Origin of the sequence: Catellatospora bangladeshensis (assembly GCF_016862575.1) — a bacterium.
GTDB lineage: Bacteria > Actinomycetota > Actinomycetes > Mycobacteriales > Micromonosporaceae > Catellatospora > Catellatospora bangladeshensis.
This window is the reverse complement of sequence record NZ_BONF01000032.1, coordinates 70004-87280: the sequence shown is the minus strand read 5'-3', so window position 1 is coordinate 87280 and position 17277 is coordinate 70004. Positions and strand designations below refer to the sequence as shown.

Here is a 17277-nt window from a genome sequence, read left to right as displayed (position 1 = left end):
GTCGCTCCTCACGTCGTCGAAGCCGGGCCCGCCGAGCGCGTGGGCGCGGGCAGCGGGCTGCGGCACTGGTCGGGCAGGGTGGTGGGGGAGCCGCTCGGCGCCGCGGGAGCCCCGGCCGGCAGCGGCACGTGCCGGATCTCGTACGGCCCGAGCTGCACGCGCTGACCCCGTACGTCGACGGCGGCCCGTTCCCCGCCGGTGTTCACCAGCAGCAGGTCCGTGCGGCCGTGCAGGACGCCCACGTCCGGCAGCGGCCAGCTGACCGGGCCGTCCCCGGCGGGATCGGCGAGGATCCGCCGCAGCAGCGCCAGCGCCTGCGCGTACGCGAGCGGGCGGCCCCCGCCGGGGCCGTCGGTCGCGGTCCACAGGGCCGGGGGGAGCGGGCCCGGCGTGCTCGGGGAGCGCTGCGGCTGCCACACCAGCGCCACCGACGCGCCCGCACCGGCCATGTGCAGCAGCGCGGCCAGGGCCCGGGAGACGAGCTGCGGCTCCGCGGCCGCGTCGGCCCGTCCCACGTGGAACTCGCTCCACCACACCGGCAGCGACGTGCGCCGGCGCACCCAGCTGGTCACGGCGCCGAACAGCGCGCTGGCGCGGGCGGCGCGCGCGGCCGGGGCGAGCCCCTGGTCGCGGGTGCCCAGCCCCGCGTCGAGCGCGACGAAGTCCGCCCCGCGCTTGTGCCGCAGCCAGTAGTCGAGGACGTCCAGCCCGCGCTGGTCGACGACCCCCCAGTCGCCGGCCAGGCAGGACGCGTGGCCGCCGGCCCGGCCGCCGGACCAGGTGTCGAGGACGACGTACGGCCCGCCGACGGCGATCGCCGGGTCGACCGCCTTCAACGCGTCGTACACCGCGTTGTAGAGGTCGGTGTAGGCGGCCGCGTCCCACCGGTTGCTCTTCTCGTCCCAGAAACCCTTGAGTTCGTTCCACACCTGGTAGTGGGTGACGTCGGGATACCGGCGGGCGACCGCCGCGGCGAGTTCGGCGAAGTCGCGGTAGTGCCGCCGGTCGGGGGCCGCTTCGAGCCGTTTCCAGTCCGTCTCGCCCGCCTGCCCGCCCTTCATCCAGTCCGGCGCGCAGCACAGGGTGATGACCGGGGTGCCGCCGGTGGACCGGATCAGCGCCATCCGCTTGTCGAGCGACGACCAGTCGTACACCCCCGGCCTGGGCTGCGGGTTGAGCGCACCCCAGCCCATGATGTGCTGGTTCTGGTACGTCGCCGTCGCGGTGAGGACCGCCTTCGCCGACGCGCGGGCCTCGGCGTTACTCCAGCCGTCGATCGAGTACTGGGCGTGCGTGACGCCCACCGCCAGCGTGCCGGGGTCGGGCCGGTGCCGCGGGGGAGTGGCCCGGTCGTGGGCGCCGCCACCGGCGGCGGTCCATTCGGCGGGGCGCGGCCAGGACCAGTTCGGCCAGGCGAACAGGAGCAGGCCGGGCAGCAGGAGCAGCACCGCGGTGGCCGCCACGGTCCGGGGCCCGCGCCGCCCGGACGGGCCGGTCCGGGCGGTGCGGTGCCGGCCGGGCCGGATCGCGGCGTACTCGCGGGGCCGGACCCGGCCGTGGGCTCCGGGCCCGTCCATGGCATGCCTGGGGCGGTGTGCGGCGTGCCTGCCCGCGACTCGGTGTGGTCGGCCCACCCCTACCTCCGCCCGCGCAGCTGCTGGAGGGCGGCACCGGCACGGCGGCGCGCGCGCTCGGTGAGCGAGGCGACCGGGAGCCGCTCGAGCCAGTAGCTCGCGTAGTGCTGCTCCACCGCGCCGAAGCGGCTCTTGAACAGCGCCAGCGGCGACCCGGGCCGCGAGTCCCCCATGTGGTACGCCGCGCAGCCGGCCTCGGCCGCGTCCCGGATGGCGGCACGGTGCAGCAGGTAGTTGGCGTAGGTCCGGCCCGCCAGCTCCTCGTTCATGGCGCCGCGCCAGTACGTCGCCGTCGTCGCCGTGAACAGCACGACGATCGCGGCGGCCGGACGGCCGTCGACGAACCCGGCGTACACCCGGCATCGCGCACCGAGCCGCTCCGCGACCGTCCGCAGCTTGCCCGCGGGCTCGCGCAGCGCGGCCCGCCACTGGGCCAGCGCCACGGGCTGGCCCTCGTGGCGAGCCCACCGCTCGACGGACATGGCGTAGAGCCGCTGGAAGACCGGCACGAGCCGGCCGGTGTCGTCGCGTTCGACGACGACCTCGGCCCGCTCGGCCCGGTTGATCCGGTTGCGGGTGTCGCGGCGGAAGCGGGTGCGCCACACCTCGTCGAAGCCGCCCGCGAGGGAGAGGCTCTGCGCCATCGCGGGCCGGCGCACCGTCCAGGGTGGCCTGCCCTCCTCCCACGTAGCCGCGGCGGCGGGCTCCGGGCGGAGCCAGACCCGCAGCGCGCGGTGGGCGGCGAGGTCGCCGAAGACCATGCGGACGTCGTCGGGAAGCACCACTCCCGATTCGCCGAGCAGCCCCGCCGGTCCCCAGCCGAAGGGCATCGAGGCCTCGCTCAGGATCATCCGGCCGAGCACGGCGCGCCGGGCGAGCGGGAGCACCAGGCGCCTGCCGTCGGCGGTCTCGTAGAGGCGGGACGCGTCCTCGAACCCGCCGACGGCGCAGACGCACCGCAGCCATTCCGGGGTCTGGCTCGCCAGCACCTGCGGGGCGGAGGCGAGCACCTCCTCCCAGACCCCGGCGGGCACCGGGCTGGTCACCGTGTAGGCGCGGCCCTGGGCGCCGATCCGCCCGCGGCGCGAGTGCGGCACGGCCGGGGCGGTCACGGCGCCACCAGCGGGATGTCGGCGTGCCAGTAGCGCTGCGTCGAGTCGTTGGAGGCCAGCACGACGAGGCCGGTCGTGCTGTCGACGGTCTGCTTGGTCGAGGTCACGTTGTTGAGGTGGGGCGACAGCGCGTCCCGCATGACCGGCGTGCCGCGCCCGGCCGGGAACGAGATGTCGTCCAGCGGGGAGCTCTTCATGAAGATCGTCCCGTCGGCGCCGGAGAACGGGCAGCCGCTGTCCGGGGCGGTGGCGAACACGTACACCATCCGGTTCTCCGAGTCGATCATGACGATCGGCCGGGTGTGGCAGTCCTTGACACGCCCCACCGGGTGGGCCGACCAGTCGCCGGTGGCGGGATCGCGGGACAGCAGCATGATCTGCGGCGCGGACTGTGACCCGCCCTCGTCGTGGCTGGTCTTCACCACCGCGATGACCTGCCCGGACGGGTCGGCCAGCAGCGTCTTGATGTTGATGTGGTCGTCGGCGGACTTCGGCCCCTGGATCGCCCTGCGGCCGACGTCCCAGCTGGACGGTGCCGCGCCGTCGGCGTGCACCGCGAAGAAGACCGCCGACGTGGGCTGGTTGCTCCACATCACGCCGGTTCGGCCGCCGCCGAACGAGACGACCACCGAGATGTCGTCGGCGTCCAGCCCGGTGGCTCCGGTGACCGGGAGCACGAACGGCGTGCCCCAGGTCGTGTCGGCGCCGAGCGTGGAGTTCACGTAGACCTTCGCGCCCTGCGTCCAGGTCGCCCACAGCACCCCGGTGGAGTCCTTGTCGATGGTCAGCGTCTCGGTCGAGTAGTTGTTGATCTGGACCGGGAACCCGGCGTCCCGGGTGTAGGCCTGCGTGGCGGGCTCGTAGCTGTAGCGGTAGAGCCGCGCCGGGTTTCCTGAGGCGGCAGCGGTGGACGAGGAGGCCCGCACGTGCGAGGCCACGTAGAGGTGGGCGCCGTCCCACAGCACGTCGGCGCGGGTCTTGGCCCTGTTGTCGACGACCGTGCCGGTGTCGGCCCAGGTCTGCGCGGGCCGGTCCAGCCAGAAGATGCGGTGCGTCTGGCTGGCCGAGTGGAACAGCACCGCCCACCAGCGGCCGTCGTGCCACCACAGCTTGCTCTCCGGCTTCTCGCCGGTCGCCGCCGAACCGTCACCCGAGGTCGACGGCCCGGCGTAGCCGACGTCACCGGCGGCGGCGCTCGCCGCCGGGGTCAGCCGGTCCGGCGCCGGGGTGAGGCCGAGCAGCAGGCCGAGCAGCACGGCCAGGGCGATCCGGCCGCCCGCCGCGGGAGATTTCCGCTGGTACGCGATCACAGGAGGCTCCTCTCCTCCAGCGGGTGGCCCGACGCCTGTGCGAGGCACACGTCGCCGGCCACCGTCCGCCACTCCTGCAGCACGCGCTGGTCGATCGGGTCCACGACGGGCCGCGGCTTGCGGATGATGCGCTCACGCAGCAGCGTGCGGAGCACCCGCTGCCCGTCGCGGAACGTGCGCAGGTTGGAGGTGCCGCGCCGCCGCTGCAGCTCGGTGCTGGGCACCTCGGCGATGCGCAGGTCGGCCTTCAGCGCGCGCACGATGAGCTCCGTCTCGATCTCGAAGCCGTGCGCGGTGAGGGCCAGCGCCGGCACGCAGTCCCGGCGGAACGAGCAGAAGCCGTAGCACAGGTCGGTGAAGCGGACGAGGAACATCATGTTCGTCATCCAGACGAGCACCGAGTTGCCCAGCCGCCGCAGGAGGGTGAGGTCCTCCGATCCGCCGCCGGCCAGGTACCGCGACCCCTTCACGAGGTCGTAGCCGTTCATCAGCGGGGTCACGAAACGGTAGATCTCGGACGGCTCCATGCTGCCGTCCGCGTCGATCATCACGATGAGATCGGACGTCGCGGCGGCGAGCGCGACGCGCACGGCGTCGCCCTTGCCACGGAAGCGCTGGTTCACCACGACGACGTCCGGGCGGACGGCTCGGGCGACCTTGACGGTGTCGTCCGAGGAGTGCCCGTCGACGATGATCACCTCGTCCACGATCGAGGGGATGCGCTCGAGCACCCAGGGGATGTTCTCCGCCTCGTTGAGGGTCGGGATGATCAGGCTGACGGTCTGGCGCCGGGGCTGGCCGCCGGCCGCGGCGTCGTCCCGGCCGGCCCGTCGCTCGCGCGACCGCACGATGGGCGGCGCGGTCAGGCTTTCGCGCCAGGTGAGCAGGGCGCCGTCGCCGGCCGGCGGGTACGGCGGGCTGACCACGGTGCTCGCGTGGCCGTCGACGTCTTCAGGGCGGGTGAGCATTGAGTTCTCCATAGATCGAACGCGGAGTCGGACGCCGTGCCGGCGTCGTGGCTGATGGCGGGGCTGAACGGTGCGTCTTTCCGGCGGGTGCTCCGGGTGTCGCGGCGAACGGGGCGGACCGGGCCGGCCGCGGCCGTCGCACGGCGGGGTAATCGGCGGGCCGGTGCCGCCCCGGTTGCCGGAGAGGGTCGTCGCATTTGATACCTCATCGGGATAAAACGGACACGACGCGGCAGGGTGTGCCGGTCGCGGTTCAAGGGTCAGTGGCGAGGTCGGCAGTTCGGCCGGCCCACCGGGGTGACGTTCCTGGGTACAAGGTTCGTCGAAATTTCGTTACTTCATGGGATATTTCTGCCTGTTTGCGAAGATTCGCCCCATTTTTGCCGTACCGCGTCGTAACAACAGTTCCGGGGGAGCGACACGCGGGCGTTCAGCGCGCGCAGCGGTCCCATGCGGACGGTCGGACGGAGCATCGGCCGCGACCGGGCGGTGTGCGCCGGCCGGCCTTCGGTGGGCTGCGCAAAATGGACATGGTGCGGCTGCCTCTCGTCAGTGGCAGGTCCGCACCAGACCTGAGTGGACCGCCCTCGCGGGCGGCGCGGGCGGTGGGCCCTCGGGCGGCTCGCTCAGCCGCGCGGTGTCACCGTCCGTTGTGCACCGGTCGCCGGGCGGCTGCGCCCGGGACCGTCTTCGGATGTCGTCCTCCTGCGGAGCGCTGCCGCGAATCCGCCGCGCACGGCGACGCGCACAGCGTCACCGGCCGGTGATCGGCAATCCAGGCCACCGCGGTCAAACCAGACCCCCGTCGCTTGCGTTGCGGATCTCGCATCCGCTGGTCGTATGCCTTGGGTAACCGGTGCCGGCGGCGAATGGCTACGCAGCGAAACCGCTGATCCGTGCCGGACGGCGGCCTCCGGTCAGATCGGCGATATGTCCCATTTTCGATGGTGCTGGAAGATCAGCTGGGTCTCCAGGTGGGCCACCTCGCGGCGGGAGGTGAACCCGTCCAGCAGCAGGCGCTGCAGGTGGGCGGCGTCGCGCACCGCGACGTGCACGAGGAAGTCGTCGGGGCCCGCGATGTGACTCAGCGCCAGCGTCTCGGGCAGGTCCAGCACGAACCGGATGAACGGCTCCACCACGTCCCGGTTGTGCGGCCGCACCCGCACGGCTATGTACGCCTGCAGCGGCCGCCCCAGCGCCGCCGGGTCGGCCTCGGCGTGGAACCCGGCCAGCACTCCGCGCCGCTGCAGCGCCCGCACCCGCTCCAGGCAGGTCGACGCCGCGACGTTCACCCGCGCCGCCAGGTCCTTGTTCGAGATCCGCGCATCGTTCTGCAACTCGCGCAGGATCGCCGCGTCGATCGCATCAAGCACGGGATTTCCGGTCATGTGCCGAAGACTATTCGGAAGCGGTTCAGTCGGGCCGGAGAAGGCACGAAGATCCGCGCATGACCTACGCCGTCGACACCCGTGCCGTGCACGCGGGCCGCGAGGACCTCGCCGAGCTCGGGGTGCACGCACTCCCGCTGGACTTCTCCACCACGTACCCGATGCACGACCAGGTCGCCGCGGGCGCGGCCCTGGGCGCGTTCGCCGACGGCGCGGCCAGCGCCGCGACCCCGGTGTACCAGCGGCTCCACAACCCGACCACGGCCCGCTTCGAGCAGGCCCTCGCGCAGCTGGAAGGCACCGAGGCCGCGGTCTCGTTCGCATCCGGCATGGCCGCGATCACCGCCGTGCTGCAGGCGGCGTGCGTGCTGACCGGCAAGAAGCACGTGGTCGCGGTGCGCCCGCTCTACGGCGGCACCGACCACCTGCTCTCGATCGGGCTGCTCGGCCTGTCCGTGACCTGGGTCGACCAGGACGAGGTCGGCGGCGCGATCCGCCCCGACACCGGCCTGGTCGTGGTCGAGACGCCGGGCAACCCGACGCTCAGCCTGGTCGACATCGCCACCGTGGCCATCCAGGCCGGCGACGTGCCGCTCATGGTCGACAACACCTTCGCCACCCCAGTGCTGCAGAACCCGGCCCGCCTCGGCGCCGCCTACGTCGTGCACTCGGGCACCAAGTACCTCGGCGGGCACGGCGACGTGCTCGGCGGCGTGGTCGCCTGCGCCGAGCACCGGGCCGGGGCGCTGCGCCAGGTGCGCATCCTGACCGGCGCCGTGCTGCACCCGCTCGGCGGCTACCTGCTGCACCGCGGCCTGGCCACGCTGCCGCTGCGGGTCCGCGCCGCGCAGGCCACCGCGGCGACGCTGGCCGTGCGCCTGGCCGTGCACCGGGGGATCTCCAAGGTGCACTACCCCGGCCTGCCCGGTAGCGACCCGCGCGGGCTGATCGGCCGCCAGATGCGCGGGCCCGGCGCGATGATCGCATTCGAGACGGCCGGGGACGCCGCCGCGGTGGTCGCCGCGCTGCGCCTGATCACCCCCGCGGTCAGCCTGGGCTCGGTGGACACGCTGATCGAGCACCCGGCGCTGCTCACCCACCGGCTGGTGGACGCGGAAGGCAAGGAGACCGGCGGCATCACCCCGAACCTGCTGCGCATGTCCGTCGGCCTGGAGGACCCCGAGGACCTGTGGGCCGACCTCGACCAGGCGCTGACCGCCGCCCGTGCCGCCGTCACCGTCGCCGCCGGGTCCGCGCCACTCCCGGCCGCCGGGGCGGTGTCCGCCACATCGGCGTACGCCGTGAGCGGGAGCGCGCCGGTCGCGGCATAGACTCGGCACAGAGTGGATGATCTTCTTGGGAGGACCCGTGCCTGACCTCGTCATCGGCGTGCTGGCGCTGCAGGGCGACGTACGCGAGCACCTGGCCGCGCTGGCCGAGTGCGACGTGATCGGGCGCCCGGTGCGCCGTCCCGAGGAGGTCGCCGAGATCGACGCCCTGGTCATCCCGGGCGGCGAATCCACCACCATGAGCAAGCTGGCGCTCGCGTTCGAGGTGTACGAGCCCGTGCGCGAGCGCCTGGCCCAGGGCATGCCGGCGTACGGCTCGTGCGCCGGCATGATCATGCTGGCCGACGAGGTGCTCGACGGGCGGCCGGATCAGAAGACGTTCGGCGGCATCGCGATGACGGTGCGCCGCAACGCGTTCGGCCGCCAGGTCGACTCCTTCGAGGCGCCGGTGGACATCGCGGGCGTGGAGGGCGAGCCGGTGCACGCGATCTTCATCCGCGCGCCGTGGGTCGAGTCGGTCACCGCGAATGTCGAGGTGCTGGGCCGGGTCGCCGCAGGCCCGGCCACCGGTAGGATGGTCGCGGTCCGGCAGGGCAACCTGCTGGCCACCTCGTTCCACCCGGAGCTCACCGGGGATCTGCGGGTGCACCGGCTGTTCGTCGACATGGTGCGTGACCAGGCCTCCTGAGCCGGGTGGGGAAAGCTTCACCACGCGCGCTGACGGAGGATTCTGATGTCCGGCCACTCAAAGTGGGCGACGACCAAGCACAAGAAGGCGGCGATCGACGCCAAGCGGGGCAAGCTGTTCGCCCGCCTCATCAAGAACATCGAGGTGGCGGCGCGCACCGGCGGCGGGGACCCGATGGGCAACCCGACCCTCTTCGACGCGATCCAGAAGGCCAAGAAGAGCTCGGTCCCCAACGACAACATCGACCGGGCGGTCAAGCGCGGCTCCGGCCTGGAGGCCGGCGGCGCCGACTGGCAGACGATCATGTACGAGGGCTACGGCCCGAACGGCGTGGCGATCCTGATCGAGTGCCTCACCGACAACCGCAACCGCGCGGCGACCGAGGTGCGCACCGCCCTGACCCGTAACGGCGGCACGCTGGCCGACGCGGGCTCGGTGTCGTACATGTTCTCCCGCAAGGGCCAGGTCATCGTGCCGAAGAACGGCCTGAGCGAGGACGACGTGCTCGGCGCGGTGCTCGACGCGGGCGCCGAGGAGTGCAACGACCTGGGCGAGTCGTTCGAGGTGATCAGCGAGGCGTCCGACCTGATCGCGGTCCGCTCGGCGCTGCAGGGCGCGGGCATCGAGTACGAGTCGGCCGAGTCGACCTTCGTGCCCAGCGTGCAGGTGGCGCTGGACGAGGAGGCCGCGCGCAAGGTGCTCAAGCTGATCGACGTGCTCGACGACTGCGACGACGTGCAGGACGTGTTCGCGAACTTCGACATCTCCGACGAGATCATCGAGAAGATCGAGGCGGCCTGAGCCGTACCGCTGAAAGATCGCCGTTCCGCATCGCGGACGGCGATCTTTCGTGTTTATGGGAAATTCGGGGGATACTGGCACGCACCTTGGGCATCATGTCCCTATGGTCGAAGTCCTTAACCCCGGTGAGCTGGAGCGCGGTCTGACCGCCCTGAGCGGCTGGACCGGTGACGTGCACGGCATCTCCCGCACCGTGAAGCTGCCCAGCTTCCCCGCCGCGCTGGCGGTGGTGGCCCGGGTCGGGGAGGCGGCGGAGAGCATGGACCACCATCCGGACATGGACATCCGCTACCGCACGCTCACCTTCACCTGCTGCACGCACGCGGCGGGCGGTCTCACCGAGCTGGACCTGCGCCTGGCCCGCCTGATCGACGACATCGTCAGCGACGCCACCACCGAGCAGAACGCCACCCGCTGAGAGGGCTGCGTTAAGAAGGGCACCTTCTTCTACGGAAAACGATAAGAAGGTGCCCTTCCTTTCAGAGGCGGTCGGGGGTGACCTTGATGATGCTGAAGAAGGCGCCCTGCGGGTCGGACAGGACGGCGAAGCGGCCGGGCGGGATGTCGGTGGGCGGGACGGAGACGGTGCCGCCCAGCTCCTGCGCGCGGCGGGCCGCCTCGTCGCAGTCGTCGACGTGGAAGTACACCATCCAGTGCGGCGGGAGGTCCTCCGGCCACACGTCGCCCTCCATCGGCATCAGGCCCGCCACCCGTGCCCCGTCGAGCTGGAACTCGGTGTAGACGACCGGGCCGAACGGCATGTCCTGCGGCTTCCAGCCGAACACCGAGCCGTAGAAGATCTTGGAGCCCTCGGGGTCGCGGGTGGTCAGCTCGTTCCAGGCCAGGGTGCCGGGGCGGCCGAAGATCTCGCCGCCGCCGTGGGTGCCGGGCTGCCATACCGCGAACATCGCCCCGGCCTGGTCCAGGAAGACCGCCATCCGGCCGTAGCCGAGCACGTCGAACGGCTCCAGCAGCACGTTCCCGCCGGCCGCGACGACCTTGGCGGCGGTCGCCGCCGCGTCGGTGGTCTCCACGTAGGTCGTCCACATCGGTGGCTGGCTGTCGCCCTGGATGGGGCCTGCCCCGGCGACCTGGCGGCCGTCGATGCGGAAGGTCGTGTAGCCGCCCGCCTCGGGCTCCGGGCTGACCTCGGGGTCCCAGCCGAACAGGTCTGTATAGAACTCGGTGGCGCTCTTCAGATCGGTGGTGCTCAGGTCGACCCAGGTCGGGACGCCGGGTGCGTTGGCCATCGATGCCCTCCCGCATTCGGATGATCGGACCGGTTTGTCCGCTTCCTTCCGATGGTGGCATGAGCCGTGCCCGGAACCCCGGGAATCGCACATCATCGACGTGTCGATTGTGTGTCCGCGTTACATGGCTGTTCCGCCTTGGTGAGTCATACGTTTCCCGGCATTCGCAGTGAGCCGGATCACGTGCCACGAACCACCACAAGGAGCAGCAGATGACCGCAGATCCGCCGGCTTTGCGTGCCCGCGGCCTGACCAAGGACTTCCGCGGGTTCCGGGCGGTCGACGGGGTCGACCTGACGGTGGCGCAGGGCCGTGTGCACGCCCTGGTCGGGCCGAACGGCGCGGGCAAGACCACACTGTTCAACCTGCTCACGGGCTTCCTGCCGGTGACCGCAGGCCGCATCGAGGTGGCGGGTGCCGACGTCACCGGACTGGCTCCGGAGGGGTTCGCGCGGCGCGGGGTGGCCCGGTCCTTCCAGATCACCAGCCTGTTCGGACAGCTCACCGCCCGCGAGCACGTGGCCCTGGCGCTGCAGAGCGGATCGGCCCTGGCCTGGCAGTTCTGGCGGTCGGCGAAGCTGATGCGGCGCTACGACGCGCGGGCGATGGAGCTGCTGGACATGGTCGGCCTGGCTGATCTCGCGGAGACCACCGCGGACGCGCTGGCGTACGGCCGCAAGCGCGCACTCGAACTCGCCCTGGCCCTGGCCCTGGAGCCGAAGGTGCTGCTGCTCGACGAGCCGACGGCCGGCATGGGCCTGGAGGACGTCGACCGCACCGTGGCCCTGATCGCCGCCGTCCGGCAGGGCCGGACCGTGGTCATGGTGGAGCACAACATGTCCGTGGTCGGCGCGCTGGCCGACCGGGTCACCGTGCTCCAGGCGGGCCGGGTGCTGGTCGAGGGCGCTTACGACGAGGTGCGCGCGGACGAGCGCGTGATCAGCGCCTACCTGGGTGAGGGAGCCGGCCGTGCTGCGCATTGACGATCTTTCCGCCTGGTACGGCGAGGCGCGGGTGCTGCGCGGGGTCAGCCTGGACATCGCCGCGGGCGAGGTGGTGACCCTGTGCGGGCGCAACGGCGCCGGCAAGACCACGCTGCTGCGCTGCGTGATGGGCCTGCACACCGGCCAGCAGGGGCTGGTCGAGCTGGACGGCCGCCCGCTGACCGGGCAGCCCGCGCACCGGCGGGCCCGCGCCGGGCTCGGCTGGGTGCCCGACGACCGCGGCTGCTACGCCACGCTCACCGTGACCGAGACGCTGACCCTGCCGCCCGTGGTCGGCCCCGACCCGTGGCCGCTGGAGCGGGTGTACGAGGCGTTCCCGCACCTGCACGCCCGCCGGAACGCGCCGTCGACCACCCTGTCCGGCGGCGAGCAGCAGATGCTCGCGCTGGCCCGGGTGCTGCGCATGGGCGCCCGGCTGCTGCTGTGCGACGAGCCCACCGAGGGCCTGAGCCCGCTGCTGGTCGCGCAGGTCGGCGACATCCTGCGCCAGGCCAAGCAGCACGGGGTCGCCGTGCTGCTGGTCGAGCAGAACCTGCACTTCGCCACGACCGTGGCCGACCGCCATCACCTGCTGGCGGAGGGGCGCGTCGTGGAGTCGCTGGAGAACTCCGAGGTCGCCGCGCGCGAGCAGGACCTGCTGGCCTACCTCGGCATCTGAAACGCACATCCCCATCCCCTAGGGAGAGTTTCATGCGTACCAAAGCATTGTCGGCTGTGTTGTGCTCCACCGCGCTGCTGGCCTCGGCCTGCGGCGGGGGCGGCCCGCAGGGCGCGTCCGGCGCGGGCGGCCTGTCCGACGGCAAGGTCGTGTTCGGCGTGCTCAACGACCAGTCCGGCGCCTACTCGCAGCTGTCCGGGAAGAACTCGGTCAGCGCCGTGGAGCTGGCCATCGAGGACTACAAGACCAAGTACGGCGACAAGGCCGTGGTCAAGGAGTTCGGCGTGGAGAGCGTCGACCACCAGAACAAGCCCGACGTGGCCAACGCCAAGGCCGCCGAGCTGTACGACCGCAAGGCCGTCGACGTGATCCTGGACGTGCCGACCTCGTCGGCCGCGCTCAAGGTCGCCGACGTGGCCAAGGAGAAGAAGAAGCTCTACTTCAACATCTCCGCCGCGACCACCGACCTGACCGGCAAGGCGTGCAACAAGTACACGTTCCACTACGCGTACGACACGTACATGCTGGCCAACGGCACCGGCCGCAACACCACCGAGCAGGGTAAGAAGAACTGGTACATCGTGTACCCGGACTACGCGTTCGGCCAGGACATGGAGAAGAGCTTCTCGGCGGCGGTCACCGACGCGGGCGGCACCATCGTCAGCCGCGACGCCGCGCCGTTCCCCAACACCAGCGGCGACTTCTCGACGTACCTGCTCAAGGCCCCGACGCTGACCCCGAAGCCGGACGTGCTCGGCACGATGCAGGCCGGTGCGGAGCTGGTCGCGCTGGTCAAGCAGTACAACGAGTTCAAGCTGCGGGACAAGGGCGTCGGCCTGGCCGTCGGCCTGATGTTCCTGACCGACATCCACTCGCTGACCCCGGCGGCGCTGGCCGGCACCACCTACACCGACGCCTGGTACTGGAACTACGACCTGGTCAACCGCGAGTTCGCGGACCGCTTCAAGAAGGTCACCGGCGCCCGCCCGACCTTCGCGCACGCCGCCAACTACTCCGCCGCCCTGCAGTACCTGGAGGCGGTCCAGTCCGCCGGCACCGACGGCTCCGACGCCGTGGTCGCCCAGCTGGAGGGCAAGACCGTCTCCGACGTCTTCCTGCGCAACGGCAAGATCCGGGCCGAGGACCACCGCGTCGTCCACGACGCCTACCTCGCCCAGGTCAAGCAGCCCAGCGAGGTCACCGAGGACTGGGACTACGTCAAGATCCTGCTCACGATCCCGGCGGAGAAGGCCTTCCGCGCCCCCAGCCCCGACTGCAAACTCTCCTGACCCCCTGAAAGGAAGGGCACCTTCTTAACGCTATGTGTATAAGAAGGTGCCCTTCCTAACCTCGGAAGGCCCGCACCGCTCATGGTGAATTTCCTGCAGCACACGTTCAACGGGCTGGTGGGGGGCGCGTTCCTGGCGCTGCTCGCCCTCGGCCTGGCGGTCATCTTCGGCATGCTCCGGGTCGTCAACTTCGCCCACGGCGCGATCTACATGCTCGGCGCGTTCGGCGCGTACGTCCTGCTCACCGAGGTCGGGCTCGACTTCTGGTGGGCGCTGCTGCTCATGCCGCTGCTGCTCGCGCTGTTCGGCATCGCGGTGGAGCGGCTGCTGGTGGCGCGCCTGGCCCGGCTCGACCCGCTCTACAACTTCCTGCTCACCTTCGGCCTCACGCTGATCCTGCAGGACGCGGTGAAGTCCCGCTACGGCGTGCAGTCCAGCCCGTACGACGCCCCCGCGCTGCTGTCAGGCACGGTCGACCTGGGCGCCTTCGACTTCCCCGCGTACCGCGTGTTCGTGCTGGTCGTGGCCCTGGCCGTGTGCGGGGCGGTGTGGTGGCTGCTCACCCGCACCCGGATCGGCATGGTGGTGCGCGCGGCGACCGAGCGCCCGGAGCTGAGCACCGCGCTCGGCATCGACGTCGGCCGGTGGGTGACCCCGGTGTTCGGCTTCGGCATCGGCCTGGCCGGGCTGGCCGGGGTGCTGGCCGCGCCGATCCGCGCGGTGAACCCGCTGATGGGCGCCGACCTGATCATCGTGGTGTTCGCGGTCGTGGTCATCGGCGGGCTGGGCTCGATCTTCGGCTCGGTCGCCGCCGGATTCGCCATCGGCCTGGTGCAGGCCTGGGTGCAGGCGCTCGGCGAGCACTGGGCGCTGCTGTCCCAGGTGCTGGTCTTCCTGGTCATGGCCGGGGTGCTGCTGTGGCGCCCGGCCGGCCTGTTCGGACGAGAGGAGGCCCCGGCATGACCGAGACCCTGCAAGACCAGACCACGGGGGTACGCGCGGACGGCGGTGGCCCGGCTCCCGCTCCGGTTCCGGCGGACCGGTCCGGCACGATCCTGCCCCGCTGGCTGCGCTGGGCGCTCGGCGTCGCCGCGATCGCCGTCGCGCTGGTGCTGCCGTTCAACCTCTACCCGACGGTGGCCGTGGACATCGCCTGCTGGGCGCTGTTCGCGGTCGCGGTGGACCTGCTGCTCGGGTACACCGGCCTGATGTCCTTCGGGCACGCCGCGTTCTGGGGCACCTCCGCGTACGCGACCGGCCTGGCCGCGGTCGGCTGGGGCCTGCCGTTCCCGCTCGCGGTGCTGCTCGGCGCGCTGGCCGCGACCCTGCTCGCGGTGCCCATCGGGTATCTGGCGGTCAAGCGGGTCGGCATCTACTTCGCCATGGTCACCCTGGCGTTCGCGCAGATGGTGTACTACATCGCCAACCAGTGGCGCTCGGTGACCGGTGGCGAGAACGGCCTCCAGCAGGTGCCGCGCGAGCTGTTCGGGCTGGACCTGTCCGACGAGTTCTATTACTACTACGCGGCGCTGCCGCTGGTGGCGGGCGGCCTGTTCCTGGTCTGGCGGACGGTGCACTCGCCGTTCGGCCGGGTGCTGGTGGCGATCCGGGACAACCCGGCCCGCGCCCGCGCGCTCGGGTATCCGGTGCACCGGTACAAGCTGGCCGCGTTCCTGCTGTCGGCGTTCACGGCCGGGCTGGGCGGCGGGCTGTTCGCCGTGGGGCATCGTTTCGTGTCGCTGGACGTGCTGCACTGGACCACCTCCGGCAAGGCCGTTATCGTGGTGGTGCTCGGCGGTATCGGCACGCTCTGGGGCCCTGTCCTCGGTGCGGCCGGTGTGATCCGCCTGGAGGACTGGCTCTCCTTCGCCGGCTTCGAGCAGATCGGTCTCGTGACCGGCGCGGTCTTCGTCACCGCCGTCCTCGTCTTCCGCCGCGGCCTCTACGGCACTCTCCGCCACTGGCTCCGCCGCCGCTCATGATCGCTCGACTTGCCTGGCACCTGGGCGAATCCGCGGTCAAGATGCGCCCGGTTGCCAGGCAGGTCGGATGATCACGCGGGTATTCCGTGTTGGAAGGGGAAGTGGGGCGGGTCACTTTCGATACGGGACGGTTCCGTATCGCGAGCGCCGAGCGTAACGTCAGCTGCGATACGGAACTGTGCCGTATCGGAATCCTGGGGGATGGAAGACGTGGACTCTGCGAACACCGGGCACCCGAGACGCTGGGCGATTCTCGGCGTGCTGGTGATCAGCCTGCTCGTGGTCGTGCTCGACAACACCGTGCTCAACGTGGCGATGCGCACGCTCGCCGACCCCGTCCACGGCCTGGGCGCGACCCAGAGCCAGCTGGAGTGGGCCATCAACTCGTACACCCTGGTCTTCGCGGGCCTGCTGTTCAGCTTCGGCGTGCTCGGCGACCGATGGGGCCGCAAGCGCTTCCTGCTCATCGGCCTGGTGCTGTTCGGCATCGCGTCGCTGCTGTCGGCGTACGCGCAGGACCCGGGCCAGCTCATCGCGGCCCGCGCCTTCATGGGCGTCGGCGGCGCGGCGATCATGCCGGTGACGCTTTCGATCATCTCGAACGTGTTCGACCCGCGCGAGCGGGGCAAGGCGATCGGCATCTGGGCGGGCTCGGTCGGCCTGGCCGTGGCGATCGGCCCGCTGCTGGGCGGCTTCCTGCTGGAGCACTTCTGGTGGGGCTCCGTCTTCATGATCAACGTGCCGATCATCCTGTTCGGCCTGGCAGCGGTGGCGCTGCTGGTGCCCGAGTCGCGTGACCCCAAGCCGGGCCGCATCGACCTGGTCGGGGTGGTGCTGTCCGTGATCGGCCTGGTCGGGCTGACGTACGGCATCGTCGACGGCGGCGAGCACGGCTTCGGCCGCGTCTCGGTCTGGGCCGCGATCCTGGGCGGCGCGGCGGTGCTCGCGGCGTTCATCTGGTGGGAGGCCCGCACCACGCACCCGTCGCTGGACGTCAAGCTGTTCCGCGACGCGCGCTTCTCGGCCTCGGTGGCCAGCATCGGCCTGCTGTTCTTCGCCTCGATGGGCTCGTTCTTCTTCGTCGGCTTCTACCTGCAGCTGGTGCGGGACTACTCGCCGATGGAGAGTGGGGCGCTGCTGGTGCCGTTCGCCGTGGGCCAGATGGTGTTCGCGCCGCTGTCCACGAACCTGGTGAAGAAGTTCGGCATGCGCGCGGTGTCGGCGGCGGGCATCCTGCTGGCCACGGCCACCTTCGGAGTGCTGGCCACGCTGCAGGTGGACACCCCGGTCTGGATCATCGTGGTCAACTTCTTCTTCATGGGCGCAGGCATGGCCAACGTGATGCCGCCCGCCACCAACACGATCATGTCGGTGCTGCCGCGGGAGAAGGCCGGCGTCGGTTCGGCGGTGTCGAACACGGTGCGGCAGGTCGCGGTCGCGATGGGCGTGGCCGTGCTCGGCTCCGTCGTCGCGGGCGTCTACCGCGGTCAGGTGGAGACCGCGACGGCCGGGCTCCCCGAGCCGGTGCGGGAGGTCGCCAACGAGTCCATCGCCGGGGCGTACGGCGTCGCGGCGCGGCTCGGCGAGGCCGGGCGCCCGCTCGTGGACGCCGCCAACGACGCGTTCGTGCAGGCCATGCACTGGGCCGCGCTCGGCTCGGTGCTGGTCGGCCTGATCGCCGCCGTGGTGGTGCTGCGCTGGATGCCCCAGCGTGCGGACGCGCCGGCCGGTCCCCGCGCCCCGGGTGCGGGTGGCCCGGGAGCGGGTGGCCCGGGAGCGGGTGGCCCCGGCGCGGTGAGCGAGGGTGCCGAGCTGCCGATCAACGCCGCTCCGGCGGGTGGCGCACCGGAGAGCGGCGGCGGGACGCAGCGCCCGTCGCGGCTGTCCACGGTCGGGTAAGGTTC

The 17277-nt window shown here is 71.7% G+C and carries 16 protein-coding genes; 10 read left to right on the top strand and 6 right to left on the bottom strand.

Annotated elements, in window-relative coordinates; genetic code table 11:
* Positions 1-8 precede the first annotated feature (8 nt).
* The 5 genes from Cba03nite_RS26330 to Cba03nite_RS26310 all read right to left on the bottom strand — a co-directional run bounded on the left by Cba03nite_RS26330 (position 9) and on the right by Cba03nite_RS26310 (position 6412).
* On the bottom strand, positions 9-1577 hold the full coding sequence (locus Cba03nite_RS26330) for a GH39 family glycosyl hydrolase (RefSeq protein ID WP_203751447.1): 1569 nt from the start codon (positions 1575-1577) through the stop codon (positions 9-11).
* A 59-nt stretch (positions 1578-1636) separates the two neighbouring features.
* Positions 1637-2746, bottom strand: a complete 1110-nt coding sequence (locus tag Cba03nite_RS26325) for a GNAT family N-acetyltransferase (RefSeq protein WP_203751444.1) — start codon at positions 2744-2746, stop codon at positions 1637-1639.
* Positions 2743-4056 (bottom strand): hypothetical protein, encoded by a 1314-nt coding sequence (locus tag Cba03nite_RS26320; RefSeq protein ID WP_203751441.1) that lies wholly within the window; start codon positions 4054-4056, stop codon positions 2743-2745. Before Cba03nite_RS26320 ends, Cba03nite_RS26325 begins: the two co-directional genes overlap by 4 nt.
* Positions 4053-5024: a glycosyltransferase family 2 protein gene (locus tag Cba03nite_RS26315; protein ID WP_203751438.1), complete on the bottom strand. Its 972-nt coding sequence runs from the start codon at positions 5022-5024 to the stop codon at positions 4053-4055. Before Cba03nite_RS26315 ends, Cba03nite_RS26320 begins: the two co-directional genes overlap by 4 nt.
* Positions 5025-5941: 917 nt before the next feature.
* On the bottom strand, positions 5942-6412 hold the full coding sequence (locus Cba03nite_RS26310; protein ID WP_203751435.1) for an Lrp/AsnC family transcriptional regulator: 471 nt from the start codon (positions 6410-6412) through the stop codon (positions 5942-5944).
* A 59-nt stretch (positions 6413-6471) separates the two neighbouring features.
* Between Cba03nite_RS26310 and Cba03nite_RS26305 the strand changes: the two genes are divergently transcribed.
* From Cba03nite_RS26305 to Cba03nite_RS26290, 4 genes are all read left to right on the top strand, one after another.
* Entirely contained in the window at positions 6472-7743 is a 1272-nt protein-coding gene (locus Cba03nite_RS26305; RefSeq protein ID WP_203751431.1) for a trans-sulfuration enzyme family protein, read from the top strand.
* A 16-nt stretch (positions 7744-7759) separates the two neighbouring features.
* The gene (gene pdxT, locus Cba03nite_RS26300) at positions 7760-8389 is read left to right on the top strand and encodes a pyridoxal 5'-phosphate synthase glutaminase subunit PdxT (RefSeq protein ID WP_203751428.1); all 630 of its coding nucleotides are present in this window, start codon (positions 7760-7762) and stop codon (positions 8387-8389) included.
* Between the two features lie 45 nt (positions 8390-8434).
* On the top strand, positions 8435-9190 hold the full coding sequence (locus Cba03nite_RS26295) for a YebC/PmpR family DNA-binding transcriptional regulator (protein ID WP_203751425.1): 756 nt from the start codon (positions 8435-8437) through the stop codon (positions 9188-9190).
* 103 nt (positions 9191-9293) lie between these two features.
* Positions 9294-9608, top strand: coding sequence for a 4a-hydroxytetrahydrobiopterin dehydratase (locus Cba03nite_RS26290; protein WP_203751422.1), 315 nt, complete (start codon positions 9294-9296; stop codon positions 9606-9608).
* A 61-nt stretch (positions 9609-9669) separates the two neighbouring features.
* Here the strand turns inward: Cba03nite_RS26290 and Cba03nite_RS26285 are convergent, their stop codons facing one another.
* On the bottom strand, positions 9670-10440 hold the full coding sequence (locus Cba03nite_RS26285; protein ID WP_203751419.1) for a VOC family protein: 771 nt from the start codon (positions 10438-10440) through the stop codon (positions 9670-9672).
* A 212-nt stretch (positions 10441-10652) separates the two neighbouring features.
* On the opposite strand from Cba03nite_RS26285, the gene Cba03nite_RS26280 reads away from it, so the two are divergent.
* From Cba03nite_RS26280 to Cba03nite_RS26255, 6 genes are all read left to right on the top strand, one after another.
* The gene (locus Cba03nite_RS26280; RefSeq protein ID WP_203751416.1) at positions 10653-11423 is read left to right on the top strand and encodes an ABC transporter ATP-binding protein; all 771 of its coding nucleotides are present in this window, start codon (positions 10653-10655) and stop codon (positions 11421-11423) included.
* Positions 11410-12102, top strand: a complete 693-nt coding sequence (locus Cba03nite_RS26275) for an ABC transporter ATP-binding protein (protein ID WP_203751414.1) — start codon at positions 11410-11412, stop codon at positions 12100-12102. Before Cba03nite_RS26280 ends, Cba03nite_RS26275 begins: the two co-directional genes overlap by 14 nt.
* A 32-nt stretch (positions 12103-12134) precedes the next feature.
* Positions 12135-13391, top strand: a complete 1257-nt coding sequence (locus Cba03nite_RS26270; protein WP_203751413.1) for an ABC transporter substrate-binding protein — start codon at positions 12135-12137, stop codon at positions 13389-13391.
* An 81-nt stretch (positions 13392-13472) separates the two neighbouring features.
* Positions 13473-14354 carry a branched-chain amino acid ABC transporter permease gene (locus Cba03nite_RS26265; protein WP_203751412.1) on the top strand — a complete coding sequence of 294 codons (882 nt, stop codon included), beginning with the start codon at positions 13473-13475 and terminating at the stop codon, positions 14352-14354.
* The gene (locus tag Cba03nite_RS26260; protein ID WP_203751411.1) at positions 14351-15373 is read left to right on the top strand and encodes a branched-chain amino acid ABC transporter permease; all 1023 of its coding nucleotides are present in this window, start codon (positions 14351-14353) and stop codon (positions 15371-15373) included. Before Cba03nite_RS26265 ends, Cba03nite_RS26260 begins: the two co-directional genes overlap by 4 nt.
* 201 nt (positions 15374-15574) lie before the next feature.
* On the top strand, positions 15575-17272 hold the full coding sequence (locus Cba03nite_RS26255; RefSeq protein WP_203751410.1) for an MFS transporter: 1698 nt from the start codon (positions 15575-15577) through the stop codon (positions 17270-17272).
* Positions 17273-17277: the final 5 nt, after the last annotated feature.

Bases quoted from the DNA above. Each gene is read 5' to 3' on its own strand.
- Cba03nite_RS26290 (WP_203751422.1), top strand. From the start codon at position 9,294: ATGGTCGAAGTCCTTAACCCCGGTGAGCTGGAGCGCGGTCTGACCGCC.
- Cba03nite_RS26295 (WP_203751425.1), top strand. From the start codon at position 8,435: ATGTCCGGCCACTCAAAGTGGGCGACGACCAAGCACAAGAAGGCGGCG.
- Cba03nite_RS26265 (WP_203751412.1), top strand. From the start codon at position 13,473: ATGGTGAATTTCCTGCAGCACACGTTCAACGGGCTGGTGGGGGGCGCG.
- pdxT (WP_203751428.1), top strand. From the start codon at position 7,760: ATGATCTTCTTGGGAGGACCCGTGCCTGACCTCGTCATCGGCGTGCTG.
- Cba03nite_RS26255 (WP_203751410.1), top strand. From the start codon at position 15,575: ATGGAAGACGTGGACTCTGCGAACACCGGGCACCCGAGACGCTGGGCG.
- Cba03nite_RS26285 (WP_203751419.1), bottom strand. From the start codon at position 10,440: ATGGCCAACGCACCCGGCGTCCCGACCTGGGTCGACCTGAGCACCACC.
- Cba03nite_RS26305 (WP_203751431.1), top strand. From the start codon at position 6,472: ATGACCTACGCCGTCGACACCCGTGCCGTGCACGCGGGCCGCGAGGAC.
- Cba03nite_RS26310 (WP_203751435.1), bottom strand. From the start codon at position 6,412: ATGACCGGAAATCCCGTGCTTGATGCGATCGACGCGGCGATCCTGCGC.
- Cba03nite_RS26330 (WP_203751447.1), bottom strand. From the start codon at position 1,577: ATGGACGGGCCCGGAGCCCACGGCCGGGTCCGGCCCCGCGAGTACGCC.
- Cba03nite_RS26315 (WP_203751438.1), bottom strand. From the start codon at position 5,024: ATGCTCACCCGCCCTGAAGACGTCGACGGCCACGCGAGCACCGTGGTC.
- Cba03nite_RS26280 (WP_203751416.1), top strand. From the start codon at position 10,653: ATGACCGCAGATCCGCCGGCTTTGCGTGCCCGCGGCCTGACCAAGGAC.
- Cba03nite_RS26270 (WP_203751413.1), top strand. From the start codon at position 12,135: ATGCGTACCAAAGCATTGTCGGCTGTGTTGTGCTCCACCGCGCTGCTG.
- Cba03nite_RS26260 (WP_203751411.1), top strand. From the start codon at position 14,351: ATGACCGAGACCCTGCAAGACCAGACCACGGGGGTACGCGCGGACGGC.